Source organism: Peribacillus sp. N1 (genome assembly GCF_054600815.1).
This window is the reverse complement of the sequence record NZ_BAAHZO010000001.1, coordinates 687,019-702,892: the sequence shown is the minus strand read 5'-3', so window position 1 is coordinate 702,892 and position 15,874 is coordinate 687,019. Positions and strand designations below refer to the sequence as shown.

Below are 15,874 nucleotides of genomic sequence, written 5' to 3'. Positions count from 1 at the left end.
TCCCCTCTGCTAAAGGATAGCAAAATAAAGCATGAATTTCAAAGCGAAATTCATGTCCCATTCTTATATTCATGATTCATCTGACACTTTTGAAAAGGAAAATGACATAAAAACTTGCCCTTGTTTGTAATTTCACCATATGAAGCCTTTTGATGAAGAAGTATGGGTAAGGATTTCCCCATTATAAATGAATGTAACCAATCGATTTCATACAATTTTCCACCTTTATCCTGATTTAATTTTTAAGCGATTAATAAGGATTGCCATAGGCATAACCGCATTTTGTATCGCCGGGATATGCAGTTCCTCATGAATATTCCATGGCATGTCTCATATCTTTATACAAACACCTTGTTAGGAGTGGTCCAACATGAAGTCTTTTTATAAAGGAACGCTCATTTTGATTGTTGCAGCGTTTTTTGGTGAATGTATCGAATTTTTAGTGAACATGCTCCTAGCCAGGGAATTACACGAAGAGGGCATGGGGCTTTATATGTCCATATTGCCAATTTTCTTTTTGATATATGTGATCGCCAGCCTTGAATTACATATTTCCATTTCAAAATTCGTCGCGGAAAATAAACAGGCAATGCATTATAATCTTATCGTTCATGCACTTAAAATGGCTGCAGTCGTCGTATTGGTAATGTGTGTAGTCATGCCTTTCATACTTTCCTTCTCATCCATAATGGACAAATACCATCCCTATATTAAATGGCTGCTCATCACAGTGATCCCAATAGTTGCCTTTTCGTCGATTGCAAGAGGCTATTTCATGGGTGTCCAGCAAATGGGGAAGATTGCTTTTTCCAACTTTTTGAAGGATATCATTCAATTCGGCTTGCTTTTCCTTATCTTTAACTTATTTCATTTTAACCAGGAAAAGTCATTATTGATGGCCTTTTTTGTTTTGATTGGCAGTGAGTTCCTCGTTTTTCTATACTTGATCAACCTTTTGATTCTTCAAATGCGAATCATGAGGCGCGGTACAAACTCACGGACAACCGGTAAACATGCCCGGCAAAAGTTATTGGCGGTTTCGCTGCCCACCATGGGGTTAAGGATCTTTCATGCGATAACAAATGCGATCCAACCTTTTTTGATCCACACTGCCCTTCTCTCGGCAGGATTCGGTGCGGTAGTGGCTACAGAGCATTTTGGGATGCTTACTGGAGTAGCGATGACGATTGGCTTCTTCCCAGCCTTTATCGCACATTCCTTAATGATCATGCTCATTCCGAATGTTTCGAATGCTTACAAAAGGCAGGATAAGGAAAAATTGAGGGTTTTATTGCAAAAATCGATGTCTTTCACCGTACTGTATGGAGTTCCGGCTGTGATCTTCATTTATTTCTTTGCGGAACCTTTGACCTCCCTCTTTTTTTCTTCAACATCTGCCGCATACTATTTAAAATTATTATGTCCTTATTTCCTTTTTCATTTTTTTGTCATTCCCATGCAAGCCTATCTCATCGGCCTTGGTTTAGTGAAGGATGCTTTCATTCATACCGTATGGTCCCATATTGTTGCCTTTTTAATGATGTATATCCTAGGCTCCCAGGCGTCTCTTAATATGGGAGGAATCATTTTAGGAATGAATACTGGTGCTGTATTATTAACTTTCATGCACTACTTGACAATTTGCAAAAAAATCGGCATAAGCATCTTACTGACGAAATCAAGATCGATATCGATAAAGTGAGGCAAAAACCAAAGCAAAATCTCTTGCTGTTATTGGTATATAAAGATTTAGATTAAAAAAATTGAGCCTTTCCCTGTACATATCACCTTTGTTACTGTATATTTCAACATACTTGGGTAATAATCAAGTAAAATGGTTTAAACTAACCATACAATAGTAATGGAGTGATTTCATGAGTAAAGCTAAGGCTAAGAGCGGAACGGGTAAAGGTACCGGCACAGGAACGGGCAAGAAGGGCTGGAATCGTTGGAAAACAAGTGCCAATAAGAAAAAAAGCGCCAAACCATATGTAAGTAAAGGCGTCAAACATTCCAATGACTCAAAAGCATCCGGTCATGCTGAAGGTGACAAGACAGATAAATAATTGCTTGTCCTAAAGCCCATAATTTTATGTTTGTTCCATATTCTCATACAGGGTGTTAAGTGATCTGTATGAGAGAAATGGGTCTTATATATAACAAACCACGGGCGATATCCATATCACGCCTATTATACATATCATCAAAAAAGACACTCCAATTCCCGGTAGTGTCTTTCACTTTTTTTATATTTTCTTTTTATCTAAATTGGCTTTTGGGTTTGATGGCATTGATTTTTTTCGGGGAAAAATCTGTACGGAAGCCATTAGTGGCTTTTTTAACAGAGTCTGTAACTGAATGTATCGCTTCACCAACATCCTGTGCAGAATCCAATAATGGTTCAATCGTTTTCATTTTAGTTTTTACATCGTCTGTGATTTCATTTGCAGTTTGCAATAGTTGTTTCGATTCGCCGGATAGATCATGAATGGCATTTCTCACTTCAGCCAAGGTTTGATTGGCTTCTCCTATCGTGGCCATTCCCTTTTGTAGGGTACTGATTAAAAATACGACCAACCAAATGAAGGCTAAGGCTATCGCAGCCACACTATATTCAATAATCATGATAAAGCTCCCCCTCTAAAATAAATGATAGAAACGATTGCTTCAAATATGTTAGTGTATCCCGGGGTGCCTGTTTTTTATGTTAAATGGTACTACTTGATTTTGATTTGAACCCCCTCAGCTTCAGTTCGAGTCAAAGGAGCTGTCGGAGCGGATAATTCCTTGTGGCGGCCTTCCAAACTGGCTTCTTTCATGGAATTGGTTACGTTATGAATCATTTCCCCAACATCTTGAGCGGATTCTAGCAATGGATCGACATTTTCCATCTTCCCTTTTACATCCGCTGTAATTTGATTGGCAGAGTGGATCAATTGTTTGGACTCTTGCGTCAATCCATGTACTGCATTCCTTACCTCTTCCAGTGTCTTATTTGTTTCTTCAAGCGTTCCCATTCCTTTACGCAGCGTCTGGTTGACATTATATATCAAATACACGACGGCTCCGGAGACACTGGCAACACTTAATTTAATAAACATTTTCATATATCCACTCCCTTCATTTAAATTTATGCACTGTCCCTTCCATTCATTCCCTAAAGCCCATCACTTGTCCGTTCAGTTTTAATGAACCTTTTACCTTTATCCTAAAAGAAGTTTAAAGGGTAGTTTAAAGGTTAATAGTAAGGGTGAGACCATATTTAGGAGGAGATTTGTTCATGTCACATGAGTATCATCCATCTGTTATCCAAACTTTAAATGATTGTATGACCGCGTGTAATCATTGCTACGACGCATGCTTAAAAGAAGATCATGTAAACATGATGGTGGAATGCATTCGCTTGGATCGGGAATGTGCGGATATTTGCTCTTATTTAGGACAGGCGATCGGGAGAGGAACACCGTTTATTTCAGAGTTGGCTGAAGTGTGTGCCAAGATTTGTGAAAGCTGCGGAAACGAATGTAAAAAACACGATCATGAACATTGTCAAAAATGTGCTGAGGCCTGCTTGAGATGTGCAGAAGAATGCAGAAAATTAGTCGCTTGATGTAAGGAATAGCAATTAAGCAATTCCTTTTATTATCCCCCCCCCTTACCTACCTATTATTTTGTTAGTACTATTAAAGGATGATGATATTAATGATATATTCTAGCGAGGTATATGTTGAAATTTATATACCAAGAAATTTTAACAATACGAAAAACATATATTGAAAACCGCCCTTTTTAGGCACACTAGTATTAAAAACAGGAGGATATTATGACACCTCGGAATGTTCCTGCTAAAGATGATGCAGAAGTGAAAGATACCACGGCTTCACCTGATAAGGAAAGCGAAACAGCCAAACTCAATCGGTTACTAGGTGCGGTCATGCGATATTTATCAGATGATGAGCAAGAAGAAATTGATATAGAGTATCTTCTCGAAAACACCGAAGGACTGCGTGATTGGTGGAGCGAATATAGGGAGCTTGATCGAAAACGGATCGAAGAAGAAATAAAAAATTCCCTGACGAACCTATCCCTTGAAGAACTTGAAAACATCCGTGAACAAATCCGCACAAAGGAATAATAAAAAAATCCCTGGATCGGGATTTAACCTAATCATGCAGGGATTTTTTCTTTCCTATTATATATAAACACATAATTTTTTGTATTTACGATCATGCATGCGACACCAGAAATCCTTTATTCAACACTCAAAGACCTTAGTTCCAGTTGATCGATCATGTAATCCACTAATGCATGTAATGGATTTAAAACTGCCTTTCCTGTCTCAAGCTCATAACTCATAGCTGCTTCGACCATTGACAGTTGAGCCACCGACATCGGTCTTTCTTCGTTATTAAACTTGTAAAGGAAGTTCATGATTTCCTGGTTATATTTCTCTCCCAATCCCTGCATAATCAATTCAAAGGCATTGTCGATAATGATAACTTCAAAATCCACAGCGGCATATTCTTCAGCATGGGCATTTAAACGTTTGATTGTTCCTTCAACAGTTGCTGGGTTCGTGAATAAAATCATTTGCGGTTGCTGCAATTGGCAAATTTGCTCAAAATATGGTTCATCGATTTTAATGATAGGCATGGGTAAGGATAGTTGTTCTTCGTTTAAAAAGGCGATGTAGTTTGTACAAGTTATCAGAATGGCATCCACTTTACATTCGGCAATCCATTCGACTTGTTCTTTTACCCTTTTTTGAGCATCCGAATTGTTAAAAGTTGCATCAGATGACACCCGATGCATCAATCCCGGTTCAACAAAATGAAGCCATTCAATATCAAATTTCGAGAATGCTGCTTCGATGTATTTTATATTTGTATAGTGTGCATGCAAACAGCCTATCTTTTTTTTCATAAATCTCCCGCTTTCATCAGTTAGTATTCTGATTATTCTAACACAAAAAGCGGCGGTACATTGACCGCTGCCGGGAAAAACGATCATTTGCCATAGCCCTCTCCTGCCATTATCGGGGGCAAAAGACTGCTTCTTTGAGCCAGAAGGCTCAGTTGGTATGAATCCTACTCTCGAGCATATATTTATCAAGTCGATAGCAAGAGGTATCATCAGGAAAACAGAATAAAAAAATTATCAAAAAGAGAGAATTAAACTGTAATAGTAGATAAAAAATATTTATATTGGAGAGTGTTCACCATTCTTTATTTAATTGCGATTATTTTCCCTCCATTAGCCGTATTATTAGCTGGTAAACCCGTTCAGGCAGTGCTAAATTTGGTCCTCACACTATTTTTTTATGTACCTGGTTTAATTCATGCAATCTTAGTGGTGCATGATAAGAAAGCTGATAAACGAATGAAGCAGCAAGCAGCAATTATTTCTAAATCGAAACAAACAACTAAGTGATTTAAAACAACCACTAATAACCCGAATGAAGCACCAAGGTGCATCTTATTCGGGTTATTACTATCGAAAGATTCGTTTAATTGAATCTGTGCGTCTTCCTAAGCCCTCTATGATAACAAGCGTCACATATTTGAAAACGCGAGTCATCCGGCAGCCTTTTTCCACAGCGCTTGCATTTTTTTTGATAATTCAACATTTCGTCTTTTAACTGATCATGAACGCCATCACTGATTTCTTCACGGATACGCTCCCAATAAACAGCTTCGGTCCTCTTGCCCATGCGATATAAAAATAATAGATGAAGACCTATCGCTTTATAAGATAGCTCCAATTCCTCCAGATTCCTTGTTTTGATGACCGGTTCAGGAAGGTCACTGTTCTCGGCAATCGCTTCGACAGTCTCCAGCCACTGTCTGATAAGACTTGGTTCTTTTGCGGAAAATGGAATATGCAGGAAACCATATAAATCCATTAATGAAAAACGCGCTTCGATTTCAGTATCCCGTATTAGTTCGTAAAGCTCCCTTTCTTCCGATAGTGATGCCTTTTTCGTGCCTTTAGGGGGCTCAAACCTCTCCCACATTTCGAAAAATGTCCCTAGGTTCCGGTAATATTTTTGAAAACGTTCAAATACAGCAGAAGTTGGGGCGATTGTAAAGGTTTGAACTGGCTCATCAACTTGTTCCAGCAACTTATTCATGATTTTGATATCTGCTGTAAATGCTACCTTTCCAGTGTCATAAATCCCCTTTCTACCCGCTCGACCTGCGATTTGTTTGATTTCTTGAGAAGTCAACCTTCTTCTTCGTGTCCCGTCGAATTTTTCATTTTCAAGAAAGACGATACGGCGTATTGGCAAGTTCAATCCCATTCCAATTGCATCGGTGGCAACCACAACTGATGTTTCACCGCGATTGAATAGCTCTATTTGCCGTTTCCTATTTTCAGGAGGCATACTTCCGTATATCATGCTCACATTATGTCCACTCTCTTTTAGCCGGGACGCGGTCTCGAGTACCTGCCTTCTCGAAAAACAAATAAGCGCATCTCCTTTTTTCGTATACTTCAGACCAAACTCCCTTTGTTCTACCTCAAGCGGTATTTCCCGTCTGTATTCGTGGAGTTCCAAATCAGCTTCATTCAGAAGGTTCAGAAGCATCTTTTTGATATTATTGCTCCCGATAATGTGTACTTCTTTCGCATTAGCTTGCGTGATTGCCCTAAACCATGAAAAGCCTCGATCTTTATCGGCAATCATTTGGGCTTCATCTATGACGATTACTTCGTGGTAGTCTTTTTCATGAAACATTTCAACGGTGCTGGAGACATGTTTAGCACCCGCCACTGCCTTTTCTTCTTCACCTGTTTTTAATGAGCAAGGTACACCGTCAGCATTTAATTTATCAAACACTTCAAGGGCCAGCAGTCTAAGTGGAGCTAGGTACAAACCGCTTTCAGCTTCTTTCATTTTTTCCAGGGCCTTATGCGTCTTCCCGGTATTTGTCTCTCCTATATGCAAAACATATCGAACTTTTTTCCCTAATGATGGAGTATAGGCCTTACCGATGATGTCATCGATCATCCTTTGCTCTTCTGCCAGCTTCCTGGCTTGCTCTGCCAATACTTCAGCTTTTCTTCTCTCTCTGTTCTCCACGTCTTTTTCGTATATTTCTTCGTGCAATGTTTCATTAAAAGGAATTCCTTCCAGCTTCAGTAAATCAGAAAGGTATTCTTCCTGAAGTTCATCAAAACAGGACTGAGACAAATCGGCCAATTCATCGCTTAGTATACCTTGAAGGGCATCAACCGTCAGCCTTTCCCCATATGACTCTAAAAAATCATGATGCAGTGCGGCAGATAGATTGTTCAAGTATTTGTCAGGGGCTAATTTCATTATGAAATCCGAAACTAATCTTTCATACCTGAAGAAGTAATTTTCATATTCATAACGGTTCCTTCCCCAACCGACTAACGAGTGAATATCGCCTGTCAGCTCTTCAAAAAAATCAGTGACCATTAAGTATTCGGCAGCTTGAAAGTCCCCCTCTTCCACCAATTGTTCTTCAAGTAAGTATGGATCGACATATTGGAATTTAGGCTTATTCTTAAGATCTTTTGTCAATATACCGGCAATATAATACCTGGCATGTAAATATAATAGAAGGGAGTTATTTTCGAAAAATGTATTTGCCTCTTCTTGAAGCCTCGCACGTATTTTCCAACGCTGCTTGGCAAGCCGCTGTTCTTCTTGTCGCCTAAAGAATTTTTCCCTTGCATTTTTATATCTCTTTTCCCAATCTTCCTGATTGTCAGCAAAGGTTTTTTTAATCCATGTTAAGCTATCAAACGGACGATACTTCTTTAATTCGTTCCGGAACATGCTATTGATCAGTTTATGATCTGAACCTTCCGTTACAAAGCCCCTTTCGCTTAAAAATGCCTTTTTTTCCTTTCTGGGCACATCATTTGACGCTTTATTTATCCAAACATTTATCCAAATTTGCTCTATAAAGGTCGTCCTGTCCGATATATATGCTGAATAAGAAGGCATTGTCTCTTGATTCTCTAAATAAAAATCCATATCCTGGATTATTTTTTCCTTTGTATTCTCAATCGCAATAGGATATATACTTTCTAATTTTCCCATAATGATCCCCTTTTGAATTATCCAATATGTACTTTAATACTTCCTTTTATCCTCCCCAAATTATTGTTTAAAATGAGCGTGGATATATTCGTTTTATCTATTTAAATTCAAGTGCTCTGTATCATGAGAAGGTTAAGAAATGCCAAATACTATTCTCTCCAAGGTAAATATGCAAAAGCTACCAAATATGTACATCGGAGTTACTCTTACCAATTCATTTAAAGTATAATTCATGAAGAATAGACTGATCATTGATTTGGAATTTTTGGTTTATGCCCATCCCGGAAATGGATACATAGGTTTAGTAATTTTGTAATCAGGTAAATTAAAATTTAATGATATTAAAAAAAAGCCGAAAATAAAGTAAAGGTCAATTTTTAAACTTTCTCGATAACATTATTCATCCATAAAACGAATCCATCCCCTTAATTGAGTTTAGTGGAAATTCGGACAACTGTCACGGTATTGAGATTCCGATTTTGTGTCCTTGGCGTTCAATATGAGAATTAACATCCGGAAATCTAAAAAGACTATAAATAAATGAGGGGCCTGAGAATGATTCAGCAAGATATCAACTATTATAAGAATTTCGATTCCATCGCTAAAGAAGTATTAGCACTATTAGATCAAACCATTGAGGTCAATACATTCTTCGTTTCTATATTGAATCCGATACATAGTTTCATGATCAAATCCTTAAATAGAAATGCAAAGTTAATTTGTGAAGGTGACATCCTTCCTTATAATATGGTTTATTGCAAATTAGTTGCTGAGAATGGCTTGGAACCACTCGTTATCCCGAATTTGGGGGAACATGAATTGACTAGTTGTCACCCCGTAACGAAGCTTATAGGAAATGGGTGTATTATGGGAGCTCCCCTTACTATTGAGGGTGAAATCATTGGAACCTTATGTGCATTCGACATTAAACCTCATGATTTTAAAGAATATGATCTGATCCTCATTAAGTCTATGGCAGCTTTGATTAGTCATACCATCAATCTTGAAAAAGGGATTATCAGGGATCCTTTGTCAGGTCTATATAATCGGAACTTCATTTATAATTATTTTGATTATCATAAAGATAAAACAAACGATGAAATGGCTCTTCTTTACATCGATCTTGATCATTTTAAATTTTTCAATGATTCCTATGGTCATGATACTGGTGATGAAGTTATTAAAAAGGCAGCCGAATGTTTTTTGCAAGCCGTTCCCGAAGGCAGTCATGTGGCTCGAATTGGTGGTGATGAATTCATTGTATTATTACATCCAGCACATTGTGAGGATTTAATGAAAAGCACTCAGCAAAACGCTGAATTAATATTGAACCGTTTATCCACCATGCCCATTACCATTAATGGTAATGATCAATTTGTATCAGCTAGCATAGGGATAAGCTTTTACCCTCATCAAGGTACGGAAATGGACTCACTTTTGAAAAAAGCGGACCGTTCCATGTATATGGCTAAGAAATCCGGCCGTAAGAATATTCAATACTACCACCCGCAGTGATTATCTTAAAAATAAAAAAACCAGTTCTCCTTAGAGACTGGCTTTCTTTTACCTTAAAAAAATCCAACGTTTAGCTTTCAGCCTTTGCAAAAGCTTGAGCAGATCAGCATTTCCCTTATGTATCCGTTTTTCGGATGGTGAAGCGGAGGGGATCGGGATGTTAACTCTCTCGGGTTTTTTGTTCATATTCTGAAAGACCCTTCCTATTCTTTGATTTTGAATAGTATATGCGGGTTTTCCATTAAATATCATAAGGAAAGGAAAAACCCCTTCCCCTTATAAAACATTTTTTAACCGGCTGAAGCGTGCAGCTTTTTCTTTTTGATTCAGGATAATGCGTTCGTTCTGTTTCATCACTTTTTTAGTGTGGGGACTTAAACCTACATCAGGTATTTTCACCTGTGGTTTGATTACGGCAACTGACACATCATTGCCGGCTTTATCATAAATGCTCATTTATCCTCACCACCTGGTTTTTGTTTTATGACCATATCGAACATCATGATTAGTAATGCTATTAATAAACAATCGACTTCTGAAACGAAGCTTTCCGATTTAACGTCAAGGATATAGGGTTCCATCAAAATGCTTACTGGCTGCAAAGCCATTTTTTCTTCATCATTATAATACGTATCTTCTCTTTCCAATGTAGCACGGATGTTACTGCCATTCAAGTTCGGATGCCCATTAATCACCAATTGCTTGTCCTGTTCCGTTTTGAAAGGAAGAATTTTCACGTTCATGCCTTCCTTAGCTGCATATGCTTGAAGGAGAATGCTCAAATATGCCAAGTATTCCTTATTCGATTGATAATACTCAGGTATTCCTTCTTTCTTTAGGAGATGAAACATATTTTTGACCTTTTCCCTATTATCCGTTAAAAGTTTGTCACTTTCCGCAACCGCTTTTGTTGCATAGGACAGCTCGTTATCGCCAATCTTCGATATATACATGCTCAAGAATACAAACATATCAATAAGGATGAATACGATAGCCATAATCAAGAAATTTTTCCACTCATTAAAAATGCTCATCGGATAGAAATTCCAATAAATCAAAGCTCCCAGTACAAAAATGATATACCAGGTTTTTCGAATCGCTTCAATCCTTTTACTTACCTTGTCCTTATATTTCCAAGAAAGTATGACATATGCCAATAAAGCAATAAATACTACCCATACAAAGACTCTGAAAAACATTAACAATCGATTTATCACCCTACCCTTCAGCAGCTACATTCATTATCCCGCTCTCTATATTATTCATTATATATACCACTATTCCCTGCCTAAGACGGGTGAAACTTAAACACTTGCCAGAAGTTTTCACTAGCTGAATGACATCATAGTAAATAACCCTATATATTCTGTGATATGATATGTTTTAATAAAAAGGCATGATTAATATGGGAGGAAACTATCATGATGAAAATTATTAAGATCCTCATTTCTTCTTTTATAATATTATTACTTTTTTTAAACCTCTATCCTCCACTTGGAAGACGGACAAACAAAGAAAAAGTGAGAAGTTTCACTACAAAAGAGAATTTTTCCAAGGGAAAATTCCAAAATCAAATTCCAGCCAGTCAAGCGATGAGTCTTAAGCATACTGGTTCGATTTTACGTGATTTCATAAAACCTAATCCAAAAAGGAGGCCCGACCAGCCAATCGTACTTGGAACAAAAGAACCTGTATCTATGAATTCCAATATAATCACCTGGTTTGGTCATTCTGCATTCATGTTGGAGTTAGATGGGAAAACCATTTTAGTGGATCCCATGTTTGGCAAAGCACCAACCCCCTTTCCTTGGTTCGGGAACAAGCGTTTTAGCGGGGAGCTGCCTATTGATTTGGATATGCTGCCTCCTATCGACGCCGTCCTGCTCTCACATGATCACTACGATCATTTGGATTATTACTCAATAAAGAAACTAAAGGATAAGGTCAGTCAGTTCATTGTTCCACTAGGTGTCGGCGGACACCTTGAAAGATGGGGAGTTAAACAAGAACTGATTCAGGAACATAATTGGTGGGATGAGGTTTCATTCAAGGGTTTGCGATTTGTCTGCACGCCTGCAAGGCATTTTTCTGGAAGAAGTTTACGCGATGGCAATACGACACTTTGGTGCTCTTGGGTAATTAATGGAAAACAAGAAAAGGTATTTTTTAGCGGAGATAGTGGATATGGCAGCCATTTTAAAGAAATAGGCGAAAAATTCGGGCCTTTTGATATAACTTTAATGGAATGCGGCCAATATGATGAACGCTGGTCAACCATCCATATGATTCCAGAAGAAACTGTACAAGCACATATAGATGTACAAGGAAAACGGATGCTCCCCATTCATTGGGCTGGTTTCACATTGTCTTTTCATGACTGGACAGATCCGATAGAACGGGTAACAAAAGCGGCCAATGATCTTGGAGTCCAGGTCTGCACACCTCAAATAGGCGAACCAGTGGTCATTGGTTCAACGGATTTCCCTCAAACAAGATGGTGGAAATGAAAAAGATCCATCCCAAATGGGATGGATCTTTTTCATTCATTCACAGTTTCCCTTCATTATATTCAAGATTCACTTTTATTGAATGCTCTTTCTTCACTCCAAAATAATTCGTTCCTATTACACCTAAAATGATTAGTATCGAACCCAATATATCGTAGATTGTAATCTTTTCATTTAAAATGAGAGCCCCTGCTGCAATCGTGACAACAGTGGAAAGATTTGCAAAAACACTCATTTGGGACGCTTTGATTTTTGATAAGATCGTATTGGATAATAACGAAGTGACCAATGAAGCTAATATTCCCAAATACAAAATGGAACTGATGAATTCCATGCTCGACCATGGTGTAAAGAAATTCGGCATCGTTCCTTGTTTTAAGTGGTTGAAGAGCGCAGCTACGTTAAAAATGACAAAGCCTGTTCCCATCATGAAAAAGGACATCTCACCTGGTGTATAGTCCTTGGCAAGGGAACGGGTCATCGTTGTATAACATGCAGTTGCAATACAGGATAGCAGGATCAACACCATCCCTAGCATGTCGGAAAAATTGATTGTGCTCCCTTTCATCACAAAAATGAATAATACCCCAACTACCGACAAGACAATCGAAAGTTTTTGATATAAAGATGTTTTCTCCTTAAGGAAATATCCAGCTATCATCAATGTTAGAATCGGGGTGACCGCAGACAGAATTCCAGCATCGGTGGATTGCGAATACTTAAGTCCGAAAGTTTGAAAGGCAAAGAAAAGAGTTGGGAATAACAAAGATAACGGAACAAGATTTTTAACCGACTCCCAGGAATAGTTCACCTTAATGACTTTAAAGACGACCAGGAATAAAATGATGACGAAAGAAACGGAGAACCGGAACGCCAAAGTATCCAGCGGATTCGATTCTGCAATCGCCATTTTCGTAAATAAGAAAGATAGGCCGACAATACTTGAATGAATTAGCGCTAACATGTATGCAAATGTTCGGGTTTTCATGGCTGCAACTCCTCAACTAAATTACTATATTCCTATTTAGGTATAGTACCCTTTGCATCTGTATTGCAATCCAAGTTAGAGTCAAAAAATAAATATGGCATTTTTTTAAGCTAAACTGTTCAACTATAAACAAAACCAACCTTTTAAAAATAACTTTTTAAAGATTAAGATCATTTTCATGCATTAATGGAAATGCTCCAGTTAACTTTCAATTATTAAGAACTCTGTAAAGTATGTCATTTGCAGTTTCATATATGATAAAATTTCAACCAGGAAGAGAGGTATACATATATGTTAGTTACTACCGTAATATTCCTTATGGCTGGTCTAGCTGAAATTGGCGGCGGTTACCTTATTTGGCTTTGGTTAAGAGAAGGTAAATCCATTTATCTAGGTTTAGCCGGAGGTTTTTGGTTGGTGTTATACGGCATCATTGCAACTTTCCAAACGTTCCCTACCTTTGGACGTGTTTATGCTGCATATGGCGGGGTTTTCATCGTTTTATCGGTTTTATGGGGATGGGGCATCGATAAGAAAACCCCTGATTTATATGATTGGATTGGAGCTTTAATCTGCTTGGTCGGAGTTTCAGTCATTATATGGGGCCCCAGACAGTAAAAGAATTAAAGGGCATAAGGCCCTTTAATTCTTTTACCAAGATCTCAAATTGTTGTTTTGGCCCCAATGGAATGCCGTAAGAAAGGACTATAAATCAGAGCATTAATGGAGGAGAAATCAAGGTGGTACAAACATCAACAAAGTTAAAGGTAGCTCTTTATGTGAGAAAATCTAGGAGGAAGAAGGAGGAGCAGAGGAAACCCTCCATAACCAAAGGGAAACATTAGTTAGGATAAGCTGAGCAAAAAGAATATAACTATGACCTGTTTCAAGAGGTTGAAAGCTCAATTAATTGGAATAGACCTGAGTTAGCTAAGATGCTTGAGGGTATATTACAAGGTAAATACAGCAGAGTCCTTGTTACTCATACTGACAGATTGTCGCGTGATGAAAGAGATTCAGCAGAGCTAAAGGAAATCTTTATAGAAAATGACATCATTATTGAGACACCAGACAGCACAATAGACCTTTCAGATGAAAATCAGAAGCTAATGTTTGGCTTTACCTCTGCCCTTTCAGCTTATGAATATAAGAGGATTAGACACAGATTAACTAAAGGAAAGTATGATGCTGTTTCAATTAAAAATAGATGGATTGGCTCAACAGCTCCATTAGGTTATACATGGGATAAGAATACAAAGCAATTACTTATTAATGAGGATGAAAAGAAAATATTAAGAAAAATAGTTGAATTAGCTTTGTTAGGATTAGGATACTCCTCAAGACTTATTGCAGATAAGGTAAACAAGTTAGGATACAGGTCTAGAAAAGGTTAGTAATTATAAGCTCTTAGGTTAAGTTGAGAGGCTTTGTACCTGATAAAGCTACTTAGTCTCTCCCTTATCCTTTTTGAGTTAAAACTCCCGTTTGCTGAGTCTGATGGTTTAGCTGTTGCTATTCTGTCAGGCTCTTTTTTTATTCAAGATAAAGTACAACATCAGGATGAGAATCACTAAACAGAGCCTTGAGTTTCATGTTTGTATTCTCAACATCCCTTATTATTCTGTAACAAAGGTTTCCTTGACCATCTCTATTCTCCTCCACAAGAACTGATACTCTCTGGGTTTGATGTATCTTTGTTCCTACTTTTGCTGCATCATTTTTCTGTCCATTAAACATTTTAATACCTTCATGTAAATCCAACTCAATGTACTGACTGTGGGTTATCCTCAATGCCACAAACTTTTGATCTGCATTCTCATTGGGATTTCCAAGAACCCTGAAAATCTCTTTACCAATCCTATCTTTACTTCTCAAAACAATTACAGGACAATTATAAGAGCAAAACATATCTACAGCTAATCTTTTGGCTTTCCACAGTTTGTAATCAGACCATTCTATAAAAACTCTAAAATCATCCATCAATAACCCTCCAATATTATCCATTATAACTGTTATTCTATTAATGTTGTAAAAAATCACATAAAACCAGCCTCCTCCCTGCCAGCCTTTTCAGAAAATAATTTAATAGGTCACAGGAAATAGCATCCTCTTTTCCTTGTCCAGTCTGTATTGAGAAGCTTTCCTGTTGCTCCTCCTCCTCTGATAATATGACAGGAAGGGCTAACAGCTAGAGAACAGGACAGATTAGCCCTATAGATTGTACAATTAATGGTTACTCAGGCTGAGACAGTAAGGGCTATTTAATAAGTATCAGAAACAAAGCTGAGAGACAGAAACATCGGCAATTAGGATGTATGAGCTTTATCCAATTGGTCAAATAAATAATTCATCCTGCTGAATAGAATATACAGCTAATTGTATAGCTCTTGAGACTGTAAGACAGAGCCTGATAATTTATAAGTAATGTGACTGCTGAGAGAGTTAAAAATATGTCTGCTACAATATCTGAATGATACTGTTATAGATGCTAAGCCAATAAGTAAAAAGATTAAAACAAAGCATCCAGTAAAAGAAATTGTAAGAAAGTATTAATGACTGTGAAAGATCTACAGCTTTACTGAGAGGGGGCTACAGAGGGGATTGGGGTAGGCTGGAGAGACAGGTAGCTTCCTTAAATTAAATAACCTATTTTTTGCAGTTTGGGAGGAAATAGATTCAGTATGATGATAACCTATTTCAAAAATGAGAAAGGCAACATTTATTTAATTAAATCTTCTTATCATTAATAAGCAGCTAAGGATATGAAAAAGGAGTAAAGTAACAACT

The 15,874-nt window shown here is 37.6% G+C and carries 17 protein-coding genes; 9 read left to right on the top strand and 8 right to left on the bottom strand.

Features of this window, described 5'->3' with window-relative positions; genetic code table 11:
* The first annotated feature begins 370 nt into the window (after window positions 1-370).
* The gene (locus tag ACYP5M_RS03335; protein ID WP_101222079.1) at window positions 371-1,702 is read left to right on the top strand and encodes an oligosaccharide flippase family protein; all 1,332 of its coding nucleotides are present in this window, start codon (window positions 371-373) and stop codon (window positions 1,700-1,702) included.
* Window positions 1,703-1,874: 172 nt separating this feature from the next.
* Window positions 1,875-2,066 carry a DUF3934 family protein gene (locus ACYP5M_RS03330; RefSeq protein ID WP_101222078.1) on the top strand — a complete coding sequence of 64 codons (192 nt, stop codon included), beginning with the start codon at window positions 1,875-1,877 and terminating at the stop codon, window positions 2,064-2,066.
* 193 nt (window positions 2,067-2,259) lie between these two features.
* Here ACYP5M_RS03330 and ACYP5M_RS03325 read toward each other — a convergent pair whose 3' ends face one another.
* Window positions 2,260-2,625: a DUF948 domain-containing protein gene (locus tag ACYP5M_RS03325; protein ID WP_459734635.1), complete on the bottom strand. Its 366-nt coding sequence runs from the start codon at window positions 2,623-2,625 to the stop codon at window positions 2,260-2,262.
* A gap of 92 nt (window positions 2,626-2,717) precedes the next feature.
* Window positions 2,718-3,107 carry a DUF948 domain-containing protein gene (locus ACYP5M_RS03320; RefSeq protein ID WP_101222076.1) on the bottom strand — a complete coding sequence of 130 codons (390 nt, stop codon included), beginning with the start codon at window positions 3,105-3,107 and terminating at the stop codon, window positions 2,718-2,720.
* A 173-nt stretch (window positions 3,108-3,280) separates the two neighbouring features.
* On the opposite strand from ACYP5M_RS03320, the gene ACYP5M_RS03315 reads away from it, so the two are divergent.
* Together ACYP5M_RS03315 and ACYP5M_RS03310 are read left to right on the top strand one after the other, a co-directional pair.
* A complete protein-coding gene (locus tag ACYP5M_RS03315; protein WP_459734634.1) occupies window positions 3,281-3,610 on the top strand; it encodes a four-helix bundle copper-binding protein in 330 nt (109 codons plus the stop codon).
* Between the two features lie 213 nt (window positions 3,611-3,823).
* Entirely contained in the window at window positions 3,824-4,135 is a 312-nt protein-coding gene (locus tag ACYP5M_RS03310; protein ID WP_434169533.1) for a hypothetical protein, read from the top strand.
* 116 nt (window positions 4,136-4,251) lie between these two features.
* Here the strand turns inward: ACYP5M_RS03310 and ACYP5M_RS03305 are convergent, their stop codons facing one another.
* Complete coding sequence (locus ACYP5M_RS03305) at window positions 4,252-4,923, bottom strand: hypothetical protein (RefSeq protein ID WP_101222259.1); 672 nt, start codon at window positions 4,921-4,923, stop codon at window positions 4,252-4,254.
* Window positions 4,924-5,220: 297 nt separating this feature from the next.
* On the opposite strand from ACYP5M_RS03305, the gene ACYP5M_RS03300 reads away from it, so the two are divergent.
* On the top strand, window positions 5,221-5,430 hold the full coding sequence (locus ACYP5M_RS03300) for a YqaE/Pmp3 family membrane protein (RefSeq protein ID WP_101222258.1): 210 nt from the start codon (window positions 5,221-5,223) through the stop codon (window positions 5,428-5,430).
* Between the two features lie 76 nt (window positions 5,431-5,506).
* On the opposite strand, the gene ACYP5M_RS03295 is transcribed toward ACYP5M_RS03300, so the two are convergent.
* Entirely contained in the window at window positions 5,507-8,077 is a 2,571-nt protein-coding gene (locus ACYP5M_RS03295; protein ID WP_452445324.1) for a helicase-related protein, read from the bottom strand.
* Window positions 8,078-8,632: 555 nt separating this feature from the next.
* On the opposite strand from ACYP5M_RS03295, the gene ACYP5M_RS03290 reads away from it, so the two are divergent.
* A complete protein-coding gene (locus ACYP5M_RS03290) occupies window positions 8,633-9,592 on the top strand; it encodes a sensor domain-containing diguanylate cyclase (RefSeq protein ID WP_260357590.1) in 960 nt (319 codons plus the stop codon).
* A gap of 276 nt (window positions 9,593-9,868) precedes the next feature.
* Here ACYP5M_RS03290 and ACYP5M_RS03285 read toward each other — a convergent pair whose 3' ends face one another.
* The gene (locus ACYP5M_RS03285; protein ID WP_230176330.1) at window positions 9,869-10,048 is read right to left on the bottom strand and encodes a hypothetical protein; all 180 of its coding nucleotides are present in this window, start codon (window positions 10,046-10,048) and stop codon (window positions 9,869-9,871) included.
* Window positions 10,045-10,791 carry a type II toxin-antitoxin system SpoIISA family toxin gene (locus ACYP5M_RS03280; RefSeq protein ID WP_230176571.1) on the bottom strand — a complete coding sequence of 249 codons (747 nt, stop codon included), beginning with the start codon at window positions 10,789-10,791 and terminating at the stop codon, window positions 10,045-10,047. The genes ACYP5M_RS03285 and ACYP5M_RS03280 overlap by 4 nt, the downstream gene beginning before the upstream one ends.
* A gap of 222 nt (window positions 10,792-11,013) precedes the next feature.
* On the opposite strand from ACYP5M_RS03280, the gene ACYP5M_RS03275 reads away from it, so the two are divergent.
* Window positions 11,014-12,099 carry an MBL fold metallo-hydrolase gene (locus ACYP5M_RS03275; protein ID WP_459734633.1) on the top strand — a complete coding sequence of 362 codons (1,086 nt, stop codon included), beginning with the start codon at window positions 11,014-11,016 and terminating at the stop codon, window positions 12,097-12,099.
* A 40-nt stretch (window positions 12,100-12,139) separates the two neighbouring features.
* On the opposite strand, the gene ACYP5M_RS03270 is transcribed toward ACYP5M_RS03275, so the two are convergent.
* The gene (locus tag ACYP5M_RS03270; RefSeq protein WP_459734632.1) at window positions 12,140-13,087 is read right to left on the bottom strand and encodes a DMT family transporter; all 948 of its coding nucleotides are present in this window, start codon (window positions 13,085-13,087) and stop codon (window positions 12,140-12,142) included.
* A gap of 291 nt (window positions 13,088-13,378) precedes the next feature.
* On the opposite strand from ACYP5M_RS03270, the gene ACYP5M_RS03265 reads away from it, so the two are divergent.
* Together ACYP5M_RS03265 and ACYP5M_RS03260 are read left to right on the top strand one after the other, a co-directional pair.
* The gene (locus ACYP5M_RS03265) at window positions 13,379-13,705 is read left to right on the top strand and encodes a YnfA family protein (RefSeq protein WP_459734631.1); all 327 of its coding nucleotides are present in this window, start codon (window positions 13,379-13,381) and stop codon (window positions 13,703-13,705) included.
* 263 nt (window positions 13,706-13,968) lie between these two features.
* Window positions 13,969-14,481: a recombinase family protein gene (locus tag ACYP5M_RS03260; protein WP_459734894.1), complete on the top strand. Its 513-nt coding sequence runs from the start codon at window positions 13,969-13,971 to the stop codon at window positions 14,479-14,481.
* A gap of 139 nt (window positions 14,482-14,620) precedes the next feature.
* On the opposite strand, the gene ACYP5M_RS03255 is transcribed toward ACYP5M_RS03260, so the two are convergent.
* A complete protein-coding gene (locus ACYP5M_RS03255) occupies window positions 14,621-15,127 on the bottom strand; it encodes a hypothetical protein (RefSeq protein ID WP_459734630.1) in 507 nt (168 codons plus the stop codon).
* Window positions 15,128-15,874 lie beyond the last annotated feature (747 nt).

Bases quoted from the DNA above. Each gene is read 5' to 3' on its own strand.
- ACYP5M_RS03280 (WP_230176571.1), bottom strand. From the start codon at position 10,791: ATGTTTTTCAGAGTCTTTGTATGGGTAGTATTTATTGCTTTATTGGCA.
- ACYP5M_RS03270 (WP_459734632.1), bottom strand. From the start codon at position 13,087: ATGAAAACCCGAACATTTGCATACATGTTAGCGCTAATTCATTCAAGT.
- ACYP5M_RS03330 (WP_101222078.1), top strand. From the start codon at position 1,875: ATGAGTAAAGCTAAGGCTAAGAGCGGAACGGGTAAAGGTACCGGCACA.
- ACYP5M_RS03285 (WP_230176330.1), bottom strand. From the start codon at position 10,048: ATGAGCATTTATGATAAAGCCGGCAATGATGTGTCAGTTGCCGTAATC.
- ACYP5M_RS03305 (WP_101222259.1), bottom strand. From the start codon at position 4,923: ATGAAAAAAAAGATAGGCTGTTTGCATGCACACTATACAAATATAAAA.
- ACYP5M_RS03325 (WP_459734635.1), bottom strand. From the start codon at position 2,625: ATGATTATTGAATATAGTGTGGCTGCGATAGCCTTAGCCTTCATTTGG.
- ACYP5M_RS03265 (WP_459734631.1), top strand. From the start codon at position 13,379: ATGTTAGTTACTACCGTAATATTCCTTATGGCTGGTCTAGCTGAAATT.
- ACYP5M_RS03320 (WP_101222076.1), bottom strand. From the start codon at position 3,107: ATGAAAATGTTTATTAAATTAAGTGTTGCCAGTGTCTCCGGAGCCGTC.
- ACYP5M_RS03335 (WP_101222079.1), top strand. From the start codon at position 371: ATGAAGTCTTTTTATAAAGGAACGCTCATTTTGATTGTTGCAGCGTTT.
- ACYP5M_RS03310 (WP_434169533.1), top strand. From the start codon at position 3,824: ATGACACCTCGGAATGTTCCTGCTAAAGATGATGCAGAAGTGAAAGAT.
- ACYP5M_RS03315 (WP_459734634.1), top strand. From the start codon at position 3,281: ATGTCACATGAGTATCATCCATCTGTTATCCAAACTTTAAATGATTGT.
- ACYP5M_RS03275 (WP_459734633.1), top strand. From the start codon at position 11,014: ATGATGAAAATTATTAAGATCCTCATTTCTTCTTTTATAATATTATTA.
- ACYP5M_RS03290 (WP_260357590.1), top strand. From the start codon at position 8,633: ATGATTCAGCAAGATATCAACTATTATAAGAATTTCGATTCCATCGCT.
- ACYP5M_RS03295 (WP_452445324.1), bottom strand. From the start codon at position 8,077: ATGGGAAAATTAGAAAGTATATATCCTATTGCGATTGAGAATACAAAG.